This is a genomic window from Allobosea sp. 10N428 (assembly GCF_056394545.1).
This window is the reverse complement of record NZ_JBFTIC010000006.1, coordinates 167132-187021: the sequence shown is the minus strand read 5'-3', so window position 1 is coordinate 187021 and position 19890 is coordinate 167132. Positions and strand designations below refer to the sequence as shown.

Below are 19890 nucleotides of genomic sequence, written 5' to 3'. Positions count from 1 at the left end.
CGGCGTCATGCTCGGGATTGGCCCGAGCATCTCGGAAACCAGAGCCTTCCCGTCCTGATGTTCTCGGGTCTTCGCTCTGCTGCGCCCGAGAATAACGGTGCCGTTCACTCACAAATCTTCAGCGTGACCGGGTCGGCCTCGGCCGGCATGTAGTCTCCCATGGAACGGCACCGACCGGCGCTGCAGAGGCGCCAGTCGGCGGTCGCGCCCGAACGGCGCATCACCACCTCCTTCTGTGGCGGCAGAGCCGGGCGCCAGCGCCAGAAGCCGTCGATCAGCTTCGCGCCGTCGGGCGGGTCCATGCCGGCCCCCGAGCCTTCGATGCGGGCCTCGATGATTTCGAGCCCGGCGGGCGTTTCCCGCCAGACCTCCTCCCACAGCGTCTTCTGCACCGAATGGCGCCAGCCCAGTGTGATCTCGTCGCGGCCGAGCACGACGACGAGCGCGCCGGCCGCGAGGCACAGGCTCATGCGATGGCAGGTGCGCCGCGTGCGCGCCATAGATGCTGGCCGATCATCAATGCCGCGAGCGCAAAGCCGACCTCGTCGGTGACCGGCAGGGCCAGAACGAGGGATAAGGCGGCCGCGGCGGACAGCAGCCGCTCCCACAGCACCAGATCGCGTTTCATGAAGCCGATCGTGGCCGCGCCCCATAGGAAGATGGCGAGCAGCGCCTTGCCGATGATGTAGGTAGCCGCGCCCGTATAGGCGAAGCCGCTCAGGCCCTGCACCGGCTGCAACATCAGGGCGGGGTCGTAGACGGCCATGAACGGGATCACGAAGCCGGCCATTGCGATCTTGATAGCCTGGAAGCCGATCTTGAAGCCGGACTCCTTGGCGATCGGTGCCGCCGCGAAGGCGGCTAGCGCGACCGGCGGCGTCAGATCCGCCATGATCCCGAAATAGAAGACGAACATGTGGCTGACGATCAGCGGCACGCCGAGCTTGAGCAGGATCGGCGCGGCGAGCGAGGAGGTGATGATGTAGTTCGGAATCGTCGGGATGCCCATGCCGAGGATCAAGCTGACGACCATCGTCAGGATCAGCGCGAGGAACAGCGAATCCCGTCCGACAGCGACCACCGCATTGCCGAAGATCGTGCCCACACCGGTGAGGGTCATCGTGCCGATGACGATGCCGACGATCGCGCAGGCGACGCCGACGGGGATCGCCTGACGCGCGCCATCGGCCAGCGCCTCGCGGCAGGCTGCGACCGTCTCCGCGCCGCCCTTGCTGAAGAGGTTCGCAAGGATGAGACCGACGACCATCGCGACGATGACGAGGATGCCGTACCAGAAGAACAGCCCGCAGAGCAGGCCAAGCCCGACCCAGAACAGCACGCGCACGGCGACCGGCCCGATGCCCAGCGCAAACGAGCCGCCGAGGATGAGGACGACGGTGAGCGCAAGGCCGACCGAACCCGAGAAGAGCGGCGTGTAGCCTGCGAAGAGCAGGTAGACGAGCACTGCGAGCGGCAGGATCAGATACCATTTCTCGGTCAGGGCCTTGCCTGCGCTCGGCAAGGCCGAGCGGGGCATGCCGATGAGCCCCCGCTTGCCGGCTTCGAGATGCACGGCGAGGAAGGCCGCGGCGTAGTAGAGGATGGCGGGGACGATGGCGGCCTGGACCACGGCGGCATAGGGCACGTCGATGGTCTCGGCCATGATGAAGGCGACGGCGCCCATCACGGGCGGCATGATCTGGCCGCCCATCGAGGCCGTCGCCTCGACGCCGCCGGCGAAGGCGGCGCGATAGCCGAAGCGCTTCATCAGGGGAATCGTGAACTGGCCGGTCGAGACGACGTTGGCGACGCCGGACCCCGAAATCGTGCCCATCAGCGCCGAAGAGAAGACCGCGACCTTGGCCGGGCCGCCGCGGGCGCTGCCGAACAGGCCCATCGCGACGTCGGTGAAGAGCTGGATCATGCCCGCCCGCTCCAGGAACGATCCGAACAGGATGAACAGGAAGATGAAGGTCGCCGAGACGCCGGTCGGCGTCGCGTAGATGCCCTCGGTGCCGAACGACATATGCTCGATCACCTGCTCCAGCGAGTAGCCGCGGTGGTTCAGCGGCGAGGGCAGGTAGTTGCCGAGCAGGCAATAGGCGAGGAACAGGCCGGCGACGATCGGGAGGGCCGGGCCCATGAAACGCCAGCAGATCAGGAAGAGGACGGCGATCGCGGCGATGCCTACAACGAGATCGGCCTGCGTGACCTCGCCGGCGCGGGCGACCAGATCCTCGTAGAAGAACCAGTGATAGAGGCCGATGCCGAAGCCGGCGATGGCCAGCGCCCAGCCAATCGCTGCGCTCATGCGCGAATGGCTCTTGTGCTGGGCAAGCAGGCCGCCAGCCACCAGGCAGAGCATCCCGACATGGAGGGTGCGCAGGATCTGATTGGGCACCGAACCGCCGAACCGCGCGAGCAGTTCGACGACGACCGCCATCGGAATCCAGGCCAGCAGCATCTCCGCCCAAGCCCTGCCGCGTGCGGCCTGGGCCAGGATCGCGACGAGCCAGAGAACGATGGTGGCGCGCAGCAGATCAATGATGTCGACGCCGGCAAAGCGATGATCGAGCGGGACGTTGAAGGCGGTTGCGATCTGGAAGAGCGAGAACGCTACCGCGATCCAAAACAGCAGGCGGCCGGGCCAGCCCGGGCCGAAGCCGGGTGGCAAGCCGTGCTCGGGATCGACGATCGGCTGCTGCGTCTCGACAGGGACGCCGCCGGTATCCGGCACGACCAGGGGCTTATGCTTGTCTTCGCTCATGCGCTGGGTCCACCCGCCAGACAAAAGGGCGAGGCCCCGAGGCCCCGCCCGCGACTACGGCTTTTCAGGCGGCTCAGGAGCCGACCTTCAGGCCCTTTTCCTTGAAGTACCTCGCGGCGCCCGGATGCAGCGGGATCGGCATGCCTTCCAGCGCGGTTTCCAGCTTGATCGCCTTGCCGGCCGCATGAGCGGCGGCGAGGTCGCCCAGATTCTCGTACATCGCCTTGGTCATCTGGTAGACGAGGTCTTCCTTCACGCCCTCATGCGTCACAAGGTAGTTGACGACCGCCGCGGTCTGAACCGGCGCGCTCTGGCCGGTATAGGTATTGGCCGGGATGGTCGCCTTGATGAAGGGAGAACCCGCCTTGTCGACCGTCGCGGCCGGCACCTCCACGACTGTGATCTCGACGGAGGTCGCGAGGTCGCGCAGCGAAGCGACGCCGAGCCCGGCCGATTGCAGGGTGGCGTCGAGCTGGCGGTTCTTCATCAGCTCGACCGACTCGGCGAAGGGCAGGTACTCGATCTTGCCGAGATCCTTGTAGGTGATGCCGGCGGCGGCGAGGATGGCGCGGGCATTGAGCTCGGTGCCGGACTTCGGCGCGCCGACCGAGAGGCGCTTGCCCTTGAGGTCGGCCAGCGTCTTGATGCCGCTATCCTTCGAGGCGACGATCTGGACGTAGTTCGGATAGATCGCGGTAACGCCGCGCAGCTTCTTCAGCGGTGCCTTGAAGCCGGCTTCTTCCTCGCCCTTCCAGGCGGCATCGAGCGAATCGCCGAGGGTGAAGGCTATCTCGCCCTTGCCCTGCTGCAACAGCACGAGATTCTCGACCGAGGCCTTCGTCGCTTGAACGGTCGGCCGGGTGCCGGGGACTTTCTCGCCGTAGATTTTCGAGAGCGCGACGCCCATTGGATAATAGACGCCGGAGGTGCCGCCGGTCAGGATGTTGACGAATTCCTCGGCGCGAGCGGCCGCGGGCGCCGCGGCTATGAGGACGGCGGCGGCGAAGCCGGCCAGACGATTGTTGCGGAACAGTGCTTTCATGACATCTCCCTGAACGTCGCTTCGGCTCATCCGGCCGATTGATCGCGTTTTTAGAGCACGGTGCCGACGAAAGGGAAAGCTCAACCGGATCTGCCGCGTTCCGTCTTTAGCCCAAGCCCACGGACTGGTTTCGCCATGATCGGCTGCCTATCTCTGGGGTTGCACTGGCGCCCGCACTCCTGGGGACGGCGGCCGGGGCATCCGAGCAACGAGCTGACAGGAACGACATGTACGACCGTGCCGAGCAGGGTAGCAGCCAGGGGCTTCGCCTCGACAGACGGACTCTTCTCGCAGGTGCGGGTGCCACGGCGATGCTGGCGGCGTTGGGGTTCACGCCAGAGGCGCTGGCTCAGCAAGGGCTCAAACTTGGAGAGGCCGAGGATTTCACCTTCGAGGTGTTGAAGGTGCGGGCGAAGCAGATGGCCGCGCAGGCTTATCAGCCGCCGCCGAGCCCGCGGCCGGACGTGCTGCAGCGGATCGATTACGACGCGCACGGCAAGATCAGGTTCAAGCCGGAGATGGCGCTGTGGGCGAACGGACCGTCGCCCTGGCCGGTGACCTTCTTCCATCTCGGCCGCTATTTCCAGAAGCCGGTGCGGATGCATGTCGTCGAGGCTGGCCGAGCGCGCGAGATCATCTACGACGAGAGCTATTTCGAAATGCCGGCCGACTCGCCGGCGCGCGGGCTGCCGACCGGGGCCGGTTTCGCCGGCTTCCGCTTCCAGGAGAGCCGCAGTGGCCAACCCGGCCCCAAGGGCGAGACACTCGATTGGAAGAAAAACGACTGGGTCGCCTTCCTCGGCGCGTCCTATTTCCGTGCCATCGGCGAGCTCTATCAGTACGGCCTCTCGGCGCGTGGCCTCGCCATCGACCCGGCGGTCGCCGGCCGGTCGGAGGAATTCCCCGACTTTACCCATATCTGGCTGGAGACGCCGAAGGACGGCGCCGAATATGTCACGGTCTATGCGCTGCTCTCGGGGCCGAGCGTGGCGGGCGCCTATCGCTTCCGCATGCATCGCGGCAAGGGCGTCACCATGGAGATCGAAACCTCGATCCATCTGCGCAAGGATGTCGAGCGGCTCGGCATCGCACCGCTGACCTCGATGTTCTGGTATTCCGAGACGTTGAAGCCGACGGCGATCGACTGGCGCCCGGAGGTCCATGATTCCGACGGGCTTGCGCTGTGGACGGGCCCGGGCGAGCGCGCCTGGCGGCCGCTCAACAATCCGCCGCGCACCATCGCCTCGGCCTTCGTCGACAACAATCCGCGCGGCTTCGGGCTGATGCAGCGTGATCGCGAAGCCGAGCACTATCTCGACGGCGTGTTCTACGAGCGCCGCCCGAGCCTCTGGGTCGAGACGGAAGGCGAGTGGGGCAGGGGCTCCGTCCAGCTGATCGAGATCCCGACCGATGACGAAATCCACGACAACATTGTCGCGATGTGGGTGCCGGAGGCCTCGGCCAGAGCAGGCAGTTCGTACAACTACCGCTACACGCTGCACTGGCTCGCCGACGAACCTTTTCCGACGACGCTCGGCCGGGTTGTCGCGACACGGCTGGGAAATGGCGGCCAGCCCGGAACAGCGCGCCCCAAGGGCGTGCGCAAGTTCATGGTCGAGTTCCTCGGCTCGGCGCTGGAGACGATCCCCTTCGGGGTGAAGCCGGAGGTGGTGCTTTCGGCCTCGCGCGGCAGCTTCTCCTACATCTTCGCCGAGGCGATGCCTGACGATGTCCCCGGCCACTGGCGCGCCCAGTTCGATCTTGCCGTGGGGGGGAGCGAGCCGGTCGAGTTGCGCTGCTATCTCAAGGCCGGCGAGACGGTGCTGACCGAGACTTGGCTCTACCAGTATCTCCCGTTCTGAGGAACGGTACCATCCAGCAGGCGATAGACATGCGCCCCGGCGATCGCGATGCCGACAACGACCCCCTGGCTCGCCACGCCCGCGAAGGTGAGCGGATAAATGTAGGCGTCGCCATCGGCGACATCCATGCCGCCTGTCATGGCGATCATGATCCCGACTATGCCCGCCATTGTCGCGGCCCCCGGCAAGACGACGACCGCCAGGAGCCGCCATGTCAGGCCGTCCGTTCTCGCGATGGATTGAGCGAGGCCGAGATCCTGCCTTCCGAGCGCGAGGGCGCTGAACGCCAGCGTCGTCCTCAGTAGCAGCCAACTCAACACTATCGCGAAAACCAACTTCGCAACCATGATGACGGGAGATGCCGGGACGCTGCTTGAAATCACCAACATGATCGAGAGCGCCACGATATTATAAGCGCCATATCGCAGGCTCGCGACTGAAGGCGCGCCGATCCGGAAATCCACAGCCCTCCCGGAGACGACCTCCCGTATTGCGAGGAGGCAAAGGGGCAGCCATAGGATCGCCGACAGAACGCTCAGCAGCCACGACGCCCCGAAATTCTGGAGCGATGGCGCGTCCTGCCCGGCCAAATCCACCAGCACGAGCCGATAGTTGATCGGGATCGCACATATGGTTGCAATCAGAACCATCGAGGGATGGCGCAGCGGAAAGCGCAAGAGATCACGCAAGGTCGCGCCCGCGACCAAAAGCACTGGCAACGTCATGATAAGCCCCCCGGCCCGATGAGAACAAATAAAGTACAAAATTTTGCCCAGTGCAAGCGCCTTTGCCGTGATTTCGTGGAGGCCATGCCGGCTGCCATTGCTTTGCGCGTAATGTAACATTATACCAGTGCGCATGCCGTCGCAGAACCATGATCACTCCCATGCCGTGGCGATCGGGCCCGGTTTTTCGCTGCTGCGGATGTCCGCGCCGGCGCGGCTGGGGCTTGCCGGGTTCGTCGTCGCCTTGCTGTGGCTGGCGACGCTGGCCGTGATCCTTTGATCGAGTAGCGTTGATGTCCGCCATTCGCCTGAACGACCTGACGCTGGGCTATGACCGCAATCCGGCGGTGCATCACCTCTCCGGCGAGATCGAGGCCGGGAGCCTGACCGCCATCGTCGGGCCGAACGGGGCCGGCAAATCCACCTTGCTCAAGGGCATCGCAGGCGCACTCGCGCCGCTGTCCGGCGGCGTCGCGCTCGCCAAAGGCAAGAGGCTCGCCTATCTCCCGCAATCGGCCGATCTCGACCGCTCCTTCCCGATCCATGTCTACGACCTCGTCGCCATGGGGCTGTGGAACCGGGCGGGCATCTTCGGCCGCATCGGGGCAGGTGCTGCGCACAGGGTCGAGCATGCCATCGCGGCTGTGGGCCTGACCGGCTTCGAGCGCCGGCCGATCGGCACGCTGTCCGGCGGGCAGATGCAGCGGGCGCTGTTCGCGCGGCTTCTGCTGCAGGACGCCGAAATCATCCTGCTTGACGAGCCGTTCACCGCCATCGATGCGCGTACCACTGCCGATCTGCTCGAACTGGTGCAGCGCTGGCACGGCGAGAGCCGCACGGTCGTCGCCGTGCTGCACGATATCGAAACGGTGCGGCAAGCCTTTCCGCGGACGCTGCTGCTGGCGCGCGAGGTCGTCGCCTGGGGCGAGACCGGCGCGGTGCTGACGCCAGAGAACCTGCTGAAGGCGCGGCGCATGGTCGAGGCCTTCGACAGCCACGCCGCGCCCTGCCAGCGCGACGCGGCGTAAATGATCAAGCCCTCATCCTGAGGAACAGCCTTCGGGCTGCGTCTCGAACGATGCTCCGGTGCACGCTGAAACATCCTTCGAGACGCCGCTTCGCGGCTCCTCCGGTCGAGGGCTGAGGAAACAGATGGAACAGGCGCGCCCGTGCTCTACGATCTCCTCATCGGCCCCTTCGCCGAGTTCGACTTCATGCGCCGCGCGCTCGTCGGCGTGACGGCGCTGTCGGTCTCCGGCGCGCCGATCGGCGTCTTCCTGATGCTCCGGCGCATGAGCCTGACCGGCGATGCCATGGCCCATGCGATCCTGCCCGGAGCGGCGCTGGGCTACCTCGTCGCCGGCTTCTCGCTACCGGCGATGACGATCGGCGGGCTCGCGGCCGGCTTTGCGGTGGCGCTCGCCGCTGGCGCCGTGGCGCGCGCGACAGTGCTGAAGGAGGACGCCTCGCTCGCCGCCTTCTACCTGATCTCGCTGGCGCTCGGCGTCACCATCGTCTCCCTGCGCGGCTCGGCGATCGACCTGCTGCATGTGCTGTTCGGCAATGTGCTCGCGCTCGACGACGGCGTGCTGATCCTGCTCGCCGGTGTCGCGACCGTTTCGCTCACGGCGCTGGCGGCGCTTTACCGGCCGCTGGTGCTCGAATGCGTCGATCCCGGCTTCCTGCGCTCGGTCAGTCGCTCCGGCGGCTTCGTGCACCTGACCTTCCTCGCCCTCGTCGTGCTCAACCTCGTCGCCGGCTTCAATGCGCTCGGCACGCTGCTCGCTGTCGGCATGATGATGCTGCCGGCCGCGGCCGCCCGCTTCTGGACGGCCGACATCACCCGGCTGCTGCTGCTGGCGACCGGATTCGGCATCGTCGCGGGCTATGCCGGGCTGGTGGTGTCCTATGCGGCGGGTTCGAGCCTGCCGGCCGGGCCGGCGATCATCCTGGCCGCCGGCGTGCTCTATCTGCTCTCGCTCCTGCTGGGATCGCAGGGGGGTCTTGCGCGCCGCGCCTTGATCCGGCCACATCTCGAACGCTAGAAACGTTATATCGTTTCATTTCGAGCGGAGACTTTCATGCCCAGCCGTCGCAGCCTTGCCGCCTATCTGTTCGCGGGGCTCGCCCTCGCCACGCTGCCCGCGGCCGCTTTCGCGCAGGAGAACGCGCAGGGCACGAAGCTGCCGGTGGTGGCGAGCTTCTCGGTGCTGGCCGATTTCGTGAAGCAGGTCGGCGGTGAGCGGGTCAGCGTGACCGGGCTCGTCGGGCCGAATGGCGACGCGCATGTCTATTCGCCGACTCCGGCGGATGCGAAGGCCATCGCGGCGGCGAAACTCGTCTTCATCAACGGCCTGCATCTCGAAGGCTGGCTGCCGCGGCTGATCAAGTCGTCCGGCACGAAGGCCCCGCTCGTCACCGCTACAAAGGGCATCAAGCCGATCGAGGCGGCCGAGGAAGGGCACGAGGCCCGAGGATCCGGCAAAGGCGGGCACGACCACGGCCATGACGATCCGCATGCCTGGCAGAGCATCGCCAATGCCCGCGTCTATATCGCCAATATCCGCGATGCGCTCGGCGCCGCCGATCCCGCGGGGAAGGCGAGCTATGACGCCAATGCCACGGCCTATCTCGCTAGGCTCGACGTGGTCGAGGGTGAGGTGAAGGCGGCGGTCGCGCGCATCCCGGCCGATCGGCGCCGGGCGATCACCACCCACGACGCCTTCGGCTACTTCATCAAGGCCTATGGCATCGCCTTCATCGCCCCCCAGGGCGTCTCGACCGAATCCGAGGCCTCGGCCAAGGATGTCGCCAGCATCATCCGCCAGGTGAAGGCGCAGAAGGTGCCGGCGGTGTTCCTGGAGAACATCAGCAATCCCCGCCTGATCGAGCAGATCGCCCGGGAGAGCGGCGCGAAGATCGGCGGCACGCTCTACTCCGACGCGCTTTCCGACGCCTCCGGCCCGGCGGGGACTTACATCGACATGATGAAGCACAATATAAGCGAGATCGAGAAGGCGCTCGCCGCCGGCCCGGCCTGACCGGGCGGTGCCGTCCCCAGCGTCCCACAGCCATTCAGGTCAGACCATGTCCGAAAAAATCCCCGTCACGGTGCTCACCGGCTATCTGGGTGCCGGCAAGACCACGCTCCTCAACCGCATCCTGACCGAGGATCACGGCAAKAAATTCGCCGTCATCGTCAACGAGTTCGGCGAGGCCGGCATCGATGGCGACCTCATCGTCGGTGCCGACGAGGAAATCTTCGAGATGAACAACGGTTGCATCTGCTGCACCGTGCGCGGCGACCTGATCCGCATCCTCGACGGGCTGATGAAGCGCAAGGGCAAGTTCGACGCGATCATCGTCGAGACCACCGGTCTCGCCGATCCCGCGCCGGTCGCCCAGACCTTCTTCGTCGACCAGGATGTCGGCGACGCCACCCGTCTCGACGCCGTCGTCACCGTGACCGATGCGAAGTGGCTGAAGGACCGGCTGAAGGACGCGCCGGAAGCGAAGAACCAGATCGCCTTCGCCGACGTCATCATCCTCAACAAGACCGATCTGGTGACGCCGGAGGAGCTCGCGGAGGTCGAGGCGGCGATCCGCGCCATCAACCCCTACGCCAAGCTGCACAAGGCCGAGCGCGCCAATGTCGATATCGCTGCTTTGCTCGACCGCAACGCCTTCGACCTCGACCGCATTCTCGACATCGAGCCGGACTTCCTCGAGGCCGGCCACCATCACCATCATGCCGAGGATGTCCGCTCGATCTCGCTGACCATTCCGGGCGAGGTCGATCCCGAGAAGTTCATGCCGTGGATCAACGACCTCACCCAGATCCAGGGACCGAACATCCTGCGCTCAAAGGGCATCCTCGCCTTCAAGAACGAGCCGCGCCGCTTCGTCTTCCAGGGCGTGCACATGATCCTGGACGGCGATCTGCAGCGTGACTGGAAGGATGGCGAGAAGCGCGAGAGCCGCCTCGTCTTCATCGGACGCGGTCTCAACGAGAACGAATTGCGCAGGGGGTTTGAAGCCTGCGCGGCCTGAGTTAAAGCCGCGTCATGACGACGATGACCCAACCCGTCTCGCTGCGCGAGCATGTCACTCCGATTGATGCGGAGGCGCATGTCGTCGCCGCCCGCTGGCTGAAACAGGGGCTCGCGCTCGCGCTTGCCGACGGGCGCGTGCTGCGTTGGCGCGACGGCGCGACCGACATGGTCGAGGCTCATGCGGGGGGCATCCTCTGCGCGACCGGCGATGGCGAAAGGCTGATCTCGGGCGGCGATGACGGGCGCGTCGTCGCGACCCGGATCGAGGGCGAGCCGGAGGAGCTGGCGAAAGACCCCAAGCGCCGCTGGATCGACGCGATCACGCTTACGGCCTCGGGCAATCTCGCCTGGAACACCGGCAAGACCGTGCATGCCCGCGACGAGAAGGGCCGCATCCGCACGCTGGAAGCGGCGAGCACGCCGCAGGGCTTGGTCTTTGCGCCGAAGGGCTACCGCCTGGCCATCGCCCAGATGAACGGCGTCTCGCTCTGGTATCCCAACACCGAGGCGAAACCCGAGTTCCTTGAATGGAAGGGCTCGCATCTCGACCTCGCATGGTCGCCGGATGGGCGTTTCGTCGTCAGCTCCATGCAGGAGAATGCGCTGCATGGCTGGAAGCTCGGCGACAAGCCCGGCCATATGAGGATGACCGGCTATCCGGCCAAGCCCCGCTCGCTGTCATGGTCGCATGACGGGCTCTGGCTCGCCTCCAGCGGGGCGGACGGCGCGATCGTCTGGCCGTTCCAGGGCGATGGGCCGCAGGGCAAGGCGCCGCGCGAATGCGGCGTGCGCCGCGCCCGCGTCACCCGCGTCGCTTTCCATCCCGGCGCTCTGGTGCTGGCGATCGGCTATGACGATGGTTGCATCCTGCTGGTCCGACTGACCGACGGTTCCGAATTGCTGGCGCGGCCGGCGGAGCGCGACAGCGGCATCAGCGCTTTCGCCTGGGACAAGGCCGGCAAGCGGCTCGCCTTCGGCGCCGAGGACGGTGCCGCCGGCGTGCTCGTTCTGCCGAGCTGAGAACCGCATGCGCTTCGGGCTTTTCGGCAAGAGCGAGGCCCGCAAGGGCGGCGACGCGAAAGCCCAAGCGAAGGCTGCGGCCGAGCGATTGAAGGCGCAGGTCACGGAACTGCTCGGCCTATCCGAGACCACGGCGATTGCCGTCAACGAGATTCTCTGTGCCGATCCCGCCTGTCCGGGCACCGAAACGGTGATCCTGGTGATGGAGCCCGGCAAGAAGACCCGTGCCTACAAGCTGGCGATGGCGATGGGGGAAGTGACGGCGGAGGCGTTGGTCGAGGTGTTCCGAGATTCTCGGGCGTGACCCCAGCAACTCGGGAACCAGTGCCGTTTCGTCATGAGATTCTCGGGTCAAGCCCGAGGTTGATGGCCTCGCCTTCCACGCTCAGGGCTTGAGGCCATCCGGCAGGGCCGGCGCCTCGGCGCGGAGCACGATGCCGACGCGGCGGTTAGAAGAAGCGCTGTTCGGCACTCCGGCATTGGCGAGGGTTTCGCGGACCGCATTGGCGCGGGTGATCGAGAGACCCCAGAGATCGCCTTCCGGCGCGGTGCCCGGACGCGGCGTCACGCTGTGGCCGGAGATGGCGATCTTGTTCGGCATCCGAGACCTGGATTAACGATAATGATCAGCTCTTGAAGGAAGCGTTAAGGTTGACCGCTTGCCCGCCGCGCCCATTCGGCTAAAGCTCGGAGCGATGTCGCTTCTTTCGCTCTATGCCCGTGTCCTCGGCGAGCTCGGCCCCGAAAGGCGGCTGGGCCTCGTCCTGGCATTGGCCAATGTGCTGCTGGCCGCGGTCGCCTTCGCGGAGCCGATGCTCTTCGGCACGCTGATCGACCGGCTGACCACGATCCAGGCGTCCGGCGGCAAGCTGAGCTGGGACAGCATCGACTATCTGATCCTCGCCTGGGTCGGCTTCGGCCTGACCAATATCGGGCTCGGCGTCTTCGTCGCGCTCCATGCCGACAGGCTGGCCCATCGCCGCCGGCTCGCCGTGATGGCCCAGTATTTCGAACATGCGCTGACTTTGCCGCTCGCCTATCACACGCAGACCCATTCCGGCCGCGTGCTCAAGGTGATGCTCGACGGCGCGAGCGCGATGTGGGCGCTCTGGCTCTCCTTCTTCCGCGAGCATTGCGCCTCGATCGTCGCGCTGTTCGTGCTGCTGCCCTTCACCGTCTGGAAGAACTGGCAGCTCGGCCTGCTGCTGATCGCGCTCGTCATCCTGTTCGGGGCGTTGACGGCCTTCGTGCTGCGCCGGACCGACCGACTCCAGCGCAATGTCGAAGCGTATCATTCCAGCCTGGCCGAACGGGCCTCGGATGCGCTCGGCAATGTGCCGGTGATCCAGAGTTTCACACGCATCGAGGCCGAGGTGCGCGGCCTGCGCTCGACCATCACGAACCTCCTCAATGCGCAGCTGCCGGTGCTGTCCTGGTGGGCGGTGGCGAACGTCGCGACGCGGGCCTCGGCCACGCTGACGGTGCTGGCGATCTTCATCGTCGGCACCTGGCTCCTGATGCACGGCCAGACCACCGTCGGTGAGATCGTCACCTTCATGGGGTTCGCGACGATGCTGGTCGGGCGCCTCGAACAGATCGTCGCCTTCGTGAACTTCATCTTCATGCAGGCGCCGAAGATGCGCGATTTCTTCGAGGTGCTCGACACTTTGCCGACCGTGCGCGACCCGCCGAACGCTCCGGACCCCGGCCGGCTCAGCGGCGCCGTGGCCTTCGAGGACGTCTCCTTTTCCTATGACGGCAAGCGCACCGCGGTGCGCGACGTCTCCTTCTCGGTGCGGCCGGGCGAGACGATCGCGGTCGTTGGCTCGACCGGCTCGGGCAAATCGACCACGCTCGGGCTGCTGCACCGTGCCTTCGATCCGCAGTCGGGGCGGATCACGGTCGACGGCCTGGACATACGCGACATCTCGCTGCTCTCGCTGCGACGCAATATCGGCGTCGTCTTCCAGGAGCCGATGCTGTTCGCGCGATCGATCCGCGAGAACCTGCTGGTCGGCAGGCCGGAGGCCACCGATGCCGAGCTGATGCAGGCGCTCGACCGGGCCCAGGCGAGCGAGGTGATGGCGCGCCAGCCCGACGGCCTCGACACTCTCGTCGGCGAGCGCGGGCGCACGCTCTCCGGCGGCGAGCGGCAGCGAATCTCGATCGCCCGCGCGCTCCTCAAGAACCCGCCGATCCTGATCCTCGACGAAGCCACCTCGGCGCTCGACGCCGCGACCGAGGTGAAACTGCAGAAGGCGCTGGAAGAGGTGATGAAGGGGCGCACCACCTTCGTCATCGCTCATCGGCTCGCCACGATCCGCAATGCCGACCGTATCCTTGTCTTCGAGCAGGGGCAGGTCGAGGAGATGGGCACCTTCGACGAGCTCGTCGCCAAGGGCGGGCGCTTCGCGGCGCTGGCGCGGGCGCAGTATCTCGTCAGCGACAATCCCGCGCCGCTCACCGAAAGCGACGTCAGTCCGCTGGCGCAAAAAATCACCGCCGGCTGATACGCCGCCGGCTCTTGGAAGGCCCTTCGCGAAGGAGCGCATGCGACATCAGCCGTTGCGCCGATGTCGCCTTTCCCGCTTATTAGGTCGCGCCCTTCCCGCAACAGAACTTCCGTGTGACGACGACGATGATGATCCTTCGCCTTGCCTGTGCCTGGGCTTCGGTTGCCGCCTTCCTGCTGTTCGGCGACACTTTGCTCGGTCAGCTTGGCGGGCCGCTGCCGTCGCTGCTTCTCTTTCTCTGGCTGCTCGGAATCATCGTCTGGTCGTCCTTCGGCGTGGTGCATGAGGCCGAGGAACTGGCCGAAAGGCTCGGCGAGCCCTATGGCACGCTGCTTCTGACCCTATCGATCGTCATCATCGAGGTGGCGCTGGTCGGCGCCGTCATGCTGGGCGCGCAAGGCGCGCCGACGCTCGGCCGCGACACGATGTTCGCGGTGCTGATGATCGTGCTCAACGGCGTGGTCGGCGTCGGGCTGCTCATCGGTGGACTCAGGCATTTCCAGCAGCGCTACAATCTCAAGGGCGCCACGTCCTATCTGGCCGTGATCATCCCGTTGACCGTGATCCCGCTCTTCCTGCCGAATTTCACGACCTCGACGCCGGACGGGACGCTGACCTCGTTCCAGGCGATCGCCTTTTCGATCTTCACGGTTGCCCTCTACGGAGCCTTCCTTGCGCTCCAGACGGGCCGGCACAGCATGTTCTTCCGGGAACCCGAGGAGGACGGCAAGCCGGCGTCGGCATCGGCCGCAGCGGAAGAAGGGGCGGCTTCGCCGTCTTCCGTAGGTGAATTGCTGCCGCGCGTCGGCCTGCTGCTCGCCAACATCCTGCCGATCGTCATCCTGTCGAAAAGCCTGGCGAAGGTGCTCGATTTCGGCATCGCCCAGCTCGGCGCCCCGGCAGCGCTCGGCGGCATCCTGATCGCGATGGTGGTGTTCACGCCGGAATGCATCGCGGCACTGCGGGCGATCACAGCCAATCAGCTCCAGCGCGCGGTCAATCTGTGCCTGGGCGCGGCGGCCTCGACGCTCGGCATGACCGTGCCCGCGGTGCTGCTGATCGGTGTCTTCACCGGCCAGCCGGTCGTGCTCGGCCTGTCGGCGACGAACATGGTGATCGCCGCCATGACGCTGCTGCTCTCGACACTGACCTTCACCGGCACCCGCACCACCATGCTGGAAGGGGCGGTGCATCTCGCCGTGTTCTTCGTCTTCCTCGTGCTGGTGTTCAGCCCCTGACCGGCGTGCGATAACCCCGCAGGTAATCGACCCGCGCCGCGCAGCGCGTCATGGTCTCTTGCAACGGCCGGCCCTTAGACGGCTGCCAGGGAGACGATCATGACCGCCTATGCCATCGCTCATTTGCAGGATGTCCGCCTCGGGCCGGAGATCATCGACTACATCAAGCGCATCGACGCGACGCTTGTGCCCTATGAAGGCCAGTTCCTGCTTCATGGCGCGACGCCCGAGATCGTCGAGGGGCCATGGCCGGGCGATCTCGTGATCATCGCCTTTCCGGATATGGAGCGAGCGCGCGCCTGGTACGCTTCACCAGCCTATCGCGAGATCCTGCCGCTCAGGACGGAGAATTCGCGCGGCGCGACGATGCTCGTGAAGGGCGCGGCGCCCGGCTATCGCGCAACAGATTTCCTCGCCAAGGCCGGGCTGGCCTGACCCCGGTCAGGCCGCCAGTTCGGCCTCGATGAAGCTGCGGACCTCATCGGTCGCGACGCCCGGCGCTATGAAGCTCTTGCCGATGCCGCGGGCGAGGATGAAGGTCAGGACTCCGCGCTTGACCTTCTTGTCCTGCGCCATGGCCTCGACGATCTGATCGGCGCTGCCCGCCCCGCCCGGCACCTGCTGCAGACGGCTGGGCAGGCCGACATGGTCGAGATGGCGCGCGACCCGCACGGCGTCCTGGCCGGAGCAGAGCCCGAGGCGCTGCGAGAAGCGGAAGGCGAGCGCCAGGCCGATGGCGACAGCCTCGCCATGGACGAGCCGGCTGGAGTCGTAGTTTGTCAGCCGCTCCAGCGCATGGGCGAAGGTGTGGCCGAGATTGAGCAGGGCGCGGTCGCCCTCCTCGCGCTCGTCGCGGGCGACGATCGCCGCCTTGGCGCGGCAGGAGACGGCGACGGCATGGTCGCGCTCCGGGCCGCCAGCGATGACGCGGTTCCAGTTGGCTTCGCACCAGTCGAAGAAAGCGGGATCGTCGATCAGCCCGTACTTCACCACCTCGGCATAGCCGGCCTTGAATTCGCGCTCGCTCAGCGTGTCCAGCAGGGCGGTATCGGCGATGACCAGAGCGGGCTGATGGAAGGCGCCGATCAGATTCTTGCCATATGGCGAGTTGATGCCGGTCTTGCCGCCGACGGAGGAATCGACCTGAGCCAGCAAGGTGGTCGGCACCTGCACGAAACGCACGCCACGCCGGAGCACGGCTGCGGCAAAGCCGGTGAGGTCACCGACAACGCCGCCGCCGAAGGCGATGACGAGGTCGTTGCGCTCGACCTTCGCCGCCAGCAGCGCGTCGCAGAGCGCGATGAACTGGGCATAGGACTTCGAGCCCTCGCCCGGGGGGATGGTGATGCGGGTCGCAGTGATGCCCTCCTGACGCAGGCAGGTCTCGAAGGCGACACCGTGCAGGCCGGCGACGCTCGTATCGGTAACGAGGGCGGCCTTGGCGCCGGGCGCGAAGGCAGCGATCAGCGCCGCCGCCTCGCAGAGCTGGTGGCGGCCGATATGGATGTCGTAGGCGCGGCCTTCGAGCGCGACGGGGACGACGATGCGCGCGCCGGCCTTCTCGGTCAGGGTGGCGTTCATGACGTTTATTCTCCGGCCGTCAAGCGCAGATAGCCGTTCAATGCGGCAATGGTGTCGCCGACCACGATTTCGTGAGGCTCGTCGCTCGACAGGATGGTCAGGTCGGCGAGGGCATAGACGGGCTCGCGCTCGGCCAGCATCCGGCGCAGCGTCGCCTCCGGATCGGCAGTCTGGAGCAGCGGGCGGTTCGAGCGTTTGCGGACGCGGCGCATCAGCACGTCCGGCTCGGCCTTGAGCCAGACCGAGATGCCGAACTGCTTGATCCGCTCGCGCGTCTCAGGGTTCATGAACGCGCCGCCACCGGTCGCCAGCACGACGGGCGACTGCGTCTCGAGGATCCGGCTGATCACGCGCCGTTCGCCCTGGCGGAACTCGGCCTCGCCGCGCTGCTCGAAGATCTCGGGGATCGTCATGCGGGCCGCCGTCTCGATTTCCACATCGGCGTCGATGAAGGGCATGCCGAGCCGCGAGGCCAGCCGGCGCCCGACCGAGCTCTTGCCGGAGCCCATCATGCCGACGAGCACGATGGCGCGCCCGCCGAGGGCGGTGCGGAGATCGGCCATGTCCGGGGCGGCGATGGTGGCAGCGGCGGTCATCAATCTAATTTCCTTGGAAGGGCCTGTAGCACGCGGCTGCCGGCCGCGTCATGCCTTCGTCATGGCTTTTTGGCCGCGCTTTGCGCGCAGCTGTGGCGTGCCAGCCCTTGCGCGATATGGACGGCATCGCGGATAGTAACTCGGCCCAAGATCGCGCGATTGCGAAAGTCAGCCCGACGTGCCGACGTTATTCCGTTTCCTCGCCTTCGTCGCGATCATCGCCGGTCTGATCTTCGGGGGCATGATTGCGCTTGTGACTTTCGTCCAGCCGGTGCAGCGCGAGATGGTCGAGATCGTACCGCCGGCGAAACTGCAACCGAAATGAGCCGCCTGTCGCGCCAGCGGCTGAATGCCTTCCTCGATATGCTGGCGGCCGAGCGCGGCGCGGCGCGCAACACGCTCGCGGCCTATGAGCGCGATATCGAGGATTATCTCGAATTCCTCGGCGGCAAGGCGCCGGGGGAGGCGACCCCCGAGGATATTCGCGGCTGGCTGGTGGATCTTTCGGAGCGCGGGCTCAAGGCCTCGTCCGCGGCACGCAGGCTGTCCGCCGTCAGGCAGTTCCACCGCTTCCTCTACACCGAAGGTCTCGCGGGGACCGACCCGACCGCAGCGATATCCGGGCCGAGGCAGGGGAGGCCGTTGCCGAAGGTCGTTTCCGTCGGCGATGTCGACCGGCTGCTCGAAGCCGCGCGGATCGCCTGTCTGCAGGAAGGGCTGACACCTGCCGCGCGACTGAAGGCCTTGCGGATGCGCTGCCTCGTCGAGATGCTCTATGCCACGGGCCTGCGCGTCTCCGAGCTGATCGCACTGCCACGCTCGGCGGCGACGACGCGTGAACGCTTCCTGATCGTGCGCGGCAAGGGCGACAAAGAAAGGCTGGTGCCGCTGAACGAGGCGGCGCGCCAGGCCGCGCGGGACTGGCTGACGGCCTTGACGGAGGCGGGGCTGGCCGATGGGCGCTGGCTCTTTCCGTCCGATGGCGAGAGCGGGCACCTGACGCGGCAGGTCTTCGCGCGCGATCTCAAGACGCTGGGCGGAGCGGCAGGGCTTTCAGCTCCGGCTCTGAGCCCGCACGTGCTGCGCCACGCCTTCGCCAGCCATCTGCTACAGAACGGCGCCGATTTGAGGGTTGTGCAGGAACTGCTCGGCCACGCCGATATCGCGACGACGCAGATCTACACACATGTCCTCGACGAGAGGCTGAAGAGCATGGTGCGCGATCTCCATCCCCTGGCGGATGGAGATCGCGAAACCGGCAAGGAGTGAGGTCGACGCGGCCGGCCGAGATTGCCCGCATCGACAGGCCAAATCGCATCACCCATCAGGCCGCGCGGCTCACTGGCTCTCGCATCCGAACGGCTCTCTTGTGCCTAGAACCGCAGGCTGAGCCCCACGACCGGTCCATGCTGGAGCATATCGAACGCGTAGCGTCGACGCCCCTCTCCCTGCTCGTAGTCGACGTAGAGCGCGCGGTAGCCGATGATGCCGGAATAGGTGACGCCGTTCTTCTCGGCGAAATCGAAACTATAGGCTGCGATGGCCTGCCAAGAGAACTTGCTGCCGCCCCCGCCGATATCGCCGCGCAGAAGCAATTCCTGCCCGGGAGCCACGGCGACCCGCATCCGGGCGCCGACAAAGCCGTCTAGCCAGTCCACCGAACCGGAACGGGCAATGGCCAGGTTGCGCGCAAAACTGAGATCGCCGATGTCGGTTGTCGTCGCGCGGTCAAACGACAGCTCGGCGCGCTGATACCAGTAGCGTGCGCCACCCAGGACATCAAACCCCACAGAACCGAAGCGTGCGACCTCGTATGCGGAGCCGACCTCGAGCGTTGCCATTGAGACGCTCATATCGCCTGAGGTCCCGACCGTGCCGGTCACCCCCGGCACCACACCGCGCGACCTGACGTTGCTGCGGTCTATGCCGAGTTTTGTCCAGACGAAATTGCCGTAGAATGCCAGGGGGCCGTTGCGGGCCTCCAAATCCCCCATCAGGCCGACGAGCGTGCCGCCATTTCCCGCGGTGGCATCGACGATGTCGATGAAGCTTGCCGAGACCTTGGCGGTTCTCCCCTTTACGGTCTGATTTCCGTTGAGGGATGTGAGCCAACCATAGGGGGTGAAGCGGAACGTCCATGCCGATGTCATGGCAGGCGGCACAGGCGGGTTCGGGGGCGGCAAATCAGCAGCCTCGGCCCTCGCGCTGCCGAGGGTCAGGGCGACAAGGATGGAAAGCCCGCAATGTCTGGCGCTGAGAGTCAATGCAGTTGCCCTTAATCGCCCGTGGGTGCGCCGAGTCGGTAGTTCCTTTGTAGAGCCCGATTCGAGGACGGGTAAAGGGTCTGGCATTCCGAAAAATAGGCCGTCTGGGGTTGCCTGTTGGCAGGGTCTGCGCAGATCGTGGCGAGTTGCTCTTGCCGCGATTGCGACGTTTGACAGCCGGTGAGAATGGCGCTCGCCAAGACGACCGAACCAATCAATCGAAGTGATGT

General features: G+C 66.2%; 21 protein-coding genes. 13 read left to right on the top strand and 8 right to left on the bottom strand.

The features are described from left to right. Positions 1 to 104: 104 nt before the first annotated feature. The 3 genes from AC1DDA_RS19240 to AC1DDA_RS19230 form a co-directional block, all read right to left on the bottom strand. A complete protein-coding gene (locus tag AC1DDA_RS19240) occupies positions 105 to 470 on the bottom strand; it encodes a DUF1850 domain-containing protein (RefSeq protein ID WP_476796966.1) in 366 nt (121 codons plus the stop codon). Next, positions 467 to 2767, bottom strand: coding sequence for a TRAP transporter permease (locus AC1DDA_RS19235; protein WP_476796965.1), 2301 nt, complete (start codon positions 2765 to 2767; stop codon positions 467 to 469). Before AC1DDA_RS19235 ends, AC1DDA_RS19240 begins: the two co-directional genes overlap by 4 nt. A gap of 73 nt (positions 2768 to 2840) precedes the next feature. After that, complete coding sequence (locus AC1DDA_RS19230; protein ID WP_441511701.1) at positions 2841 to 3809, bottom strand: TAXI family TRAP transporter solute-binding subunit; 969 nt, start codon at positions 3807 to 3809, stop codon at positions 2841 to 2843. A gap of 227 nt (positions 3810 to 4036) precedes the next feature. Between AC1DDA_RS19230 and AC1DDA_RS19225 the strand changes: the two genes are divergently transcribed. Next, a complete protein-coding gene (locus AC1DDA_RS19225; protein WP_476796964.1) occupies positions 4037 to 5671 on the top strand; it encodes an OpgD/OpgG family glucan biosynthesis protein in 1635 nt (544 codons plus the stop codon). Here AC1DDA_RS19225 and AC1DDA_RS19220 read toward each other — a convergent pair. Then, positions 5650 to 6516, bottom strand: coding sequence for a hypothetical protein (locus AC1DDA_RS19220; RefSeq protein WP_476796963.1), 867 nt, complete (start codon positions 6514 to 6516; stop codon positions 5650 to 5652). The two genes, AC1DDA_RS19225 and AC1DDA_RS19220, sit on opposite strands and share 22 nt — an antisense overlap. A gap of 13 nt (positions 6517 to 6529) precedes the next feature. On the opposite strand from AC1DDA_RS19220, the gene AC1DDA_RS19215 reads away from it, so the two are divergent. The 7 genes from AC1DDA_RS19215 (at position 6530) to AC1DDA_RS19185 (ending at position 11772) form a co-directional block, all read left to right on the top strand. Next, positions 6530 to 6676 carry a hypothetical protein gene (locus tag AC1DDA_RS19215; RefSeq protein WP_441511704.1) on the top strand — a complete coding sequence of 49 codons (147 nt, stop codon included), beginning with the start codon at positions 6530 to 6532 and terminating at the stop codon, positions 6674 to 6676. Between the two features lie 13 nt (positions 6677 to 6689). Next, on the top strand, positions 6690 to 7424 hold the full coding sequence (aztA, locus tag AC1DDA_RS19210) for a zinc ABC transporter ATP-binding protein AztA (RefSeq protein ID WP_476796962.1): 735 nt from the start codon (positions 6690 to 6692) through the stop codon (positions 7422 to 7424). Positions 7425 to 7610: 186 nt separating this feature from the next. Continuing rightward, positions 7611 to 8441: a metal ABC transporter permease gene (locus AC1DDA_RS19205; RefSeq protein WP_441511867.1), complete on the top strand. Its 831-nt coding sequence runs from the start codon at positions 7611 to 7613 to the stop codon at positions 8439 to 8441. A 36-nt stretch (positions 8442 to 8477) separates the two neighbouring features. Then, positions 8478 to 9437 carry a metal ABC transporter substrate-binding protein gene (locus AC1DDA_RS19200; protein WP_476796961.1) on the top strand — a complete coding sequence of 320 codons (960 nt, stop codon included), beginning with the start codon at positions 8478 to 8480 and terminating at the stop codon, positions 9435 to 9437. A gap of 46 nt (positions 9438 to 9483) precedes the next feature. After that, entirely contained in the window at positions 9484 to 10446 is a 963-nt protein-coding gene (locus AC1DDA_RS19195; protein ID WP_476796960.1) for a CobW family GTP-binding protein, read from the top strand. Positions 10447 to 10460: 14 nt separating this feature from the next. Continuing rightward, the gene (locus AC1DDA_RS19190; protein WP_476796959.1) at positions 10461 to 11468 is read left to right on the top strand and encodes a WD40 repeat domain-containing protein; all 1008 of its coding nucleotides are present in this window, start codon (positions 10461 to 10463) and stop codon (positions 11466 to 11468) included. 7 nt (positions 11469 to 11475) lie between these two features. Further along, positions 11476 to 11772: a hypothetical protein gene (locus AC1DDA_RS19185; protein WP_476796958.1), complete on the top strand. Its 297-nt coding sequence runs from the start codon at positions 11476 to 11478 to the stop codon at positions 11770 to 11772. Between the two features lie 81 nt (positions 11773 to 11853). Here AC1DDA_RS19185 and AC1DDA_RS19180 read toward each other — a convergent pair whose 3' ends face one another. Next, the gene (locus tag AC1DDA_RS19180; protein WP_476796957.1) at positions 11854 to 12069 is read right to left on the bottom strand and encodes a hypothetical protein; all 216 of its coding nucleotides are present in this window, start codon (positions 12067 to 12069) and stop codon (positions 11854 to 11856) included. A gap of 94 nt (positions 12070 to 12163) precedes the next feature. On the opposite strand from AC1DDA_RS19180, the gene AC1DDA_RS19175 reads away from it, so the two are divergent. The 3 genes from AC1DDA_RS19175 to AC1DDA_RS19165 all read left to right on the top strand — a co-directional run bounded on the left by AC1DDA_RS19175 (position 12164) and on the right by AC1DDA_RS19165 (position 15654). Beyond that, complete coding sequence (locus AC1DDA_RS19175) at positions 12164 to 13978, top strand: glucan ABC transporter ATP-binding protein/ permease (RefSeq protein WP_476796956.1); 1815 nt, start codon at positions 12164 to 12166, stop codon at positions 13976 to 13978. Between the two features lie 131 nt (positions 13979 to 14109). Then, entirely contained in the window at positions 14110 to 15219 is a 1110-nt protein-coding gene (locus tag AC1DDA_RS19170; protein ID WP_476796955.1) for a calcium:cation antiporter, read from the top strand. Positions 15220 to 15318: 99 nt separating this feature from the next. Further along, positions 15319 to 15654: a DUF1330 domain-containing protein gene (locus AC1DDA_RS19165; RefSeq protein WP_476796954.1), complete on the top strand. Its 336-nt coding sequence runs from the start codon at positions 15319 to 15321 to the stop codon at positions 15652 to 15654. 6 nt (positions 15655 to 15660) lie between these two features. Here AC1DDA_RS19165 and aroB read toward each other — a convergent pair whose 3' ends face one another. Together aroB and AC1DDA_RS19155 are read right to left on the bottom strand one after the other, a co-directional pair. Next, on the bottom strand, positions 15661 to 16800 hold the full coding sequence (gene aroB, locus AC1DDA_RS19160) for a 3-dehydroquinate synthase (protein WP_476796953.1): 1140 nt from the start codon (positions 16798 to 16800) through the stop codon (positions 15661 to 15663). A gap of 5 nt (positions 16801 to 16805) precedes the next feature. Next, positions 16806 to 17399 (bottom strand): shikimate kinase, encoded by a 594-nt coding sequence (locus AC1DDA_RS19155; protein WP_476796952.1) that lies wholly within the window; start codon positions 17397 to 17399, stop codon positions 16806 to 16808. A gap of 175 nt (positions 17400 to 17574) precedes the next feature. Here AC1DDA_RS19155 and AC1DDA_RS19150 point away from each other — a divergent pair, with 175 nt between their 5' ends. Together AC1DDA_RS19150 and AC1DDA_RS19145 are read left to right on the top strand one after the other, a co-directional pair. After that, a complete protein-coding gene (locus AC1DDA_RS19150; RefSeq protein WP_441511716.1) occupies positions 17575 to 17721 on the top strand; it encodes a histidine kinase in 147 nt (48 codons plus the stop codon). Continuing rightward, on the top strand, positions 17718 to 18665 hold the full coding sequence (locus AC1DDA_RS19145; RefSeq protein WP_476796951.1) for a site-specific tyrosine recombinase XerD: 948 nt from the start codon (positions 17718 to 17720) through the stop codon (positions 18663 to 18665). Before AC1DDA_RS19150 ends, AC1DDA_RS19145 begins: the two co-directional genes overlap by 4 nt. 104 nt (positions 18666 to 18769) lie before the next feature. On the opposite strand, the gene AC1DDA_RS19140 is transcribed toward AC1DDA_RS19145, so the two are convergent. Further along, a complete protein-coding gene (locus tag AC1DDA_RS19140) occupies positions 18770 to 19660 on the bottom strand; it encodes a hypothetical protein (protein WP_476796950.1) in 891 nt (296 codons plus the stop codon). Between the last annotated feature and the right edge of the window lie 230 nt (positions 19661 to 19890).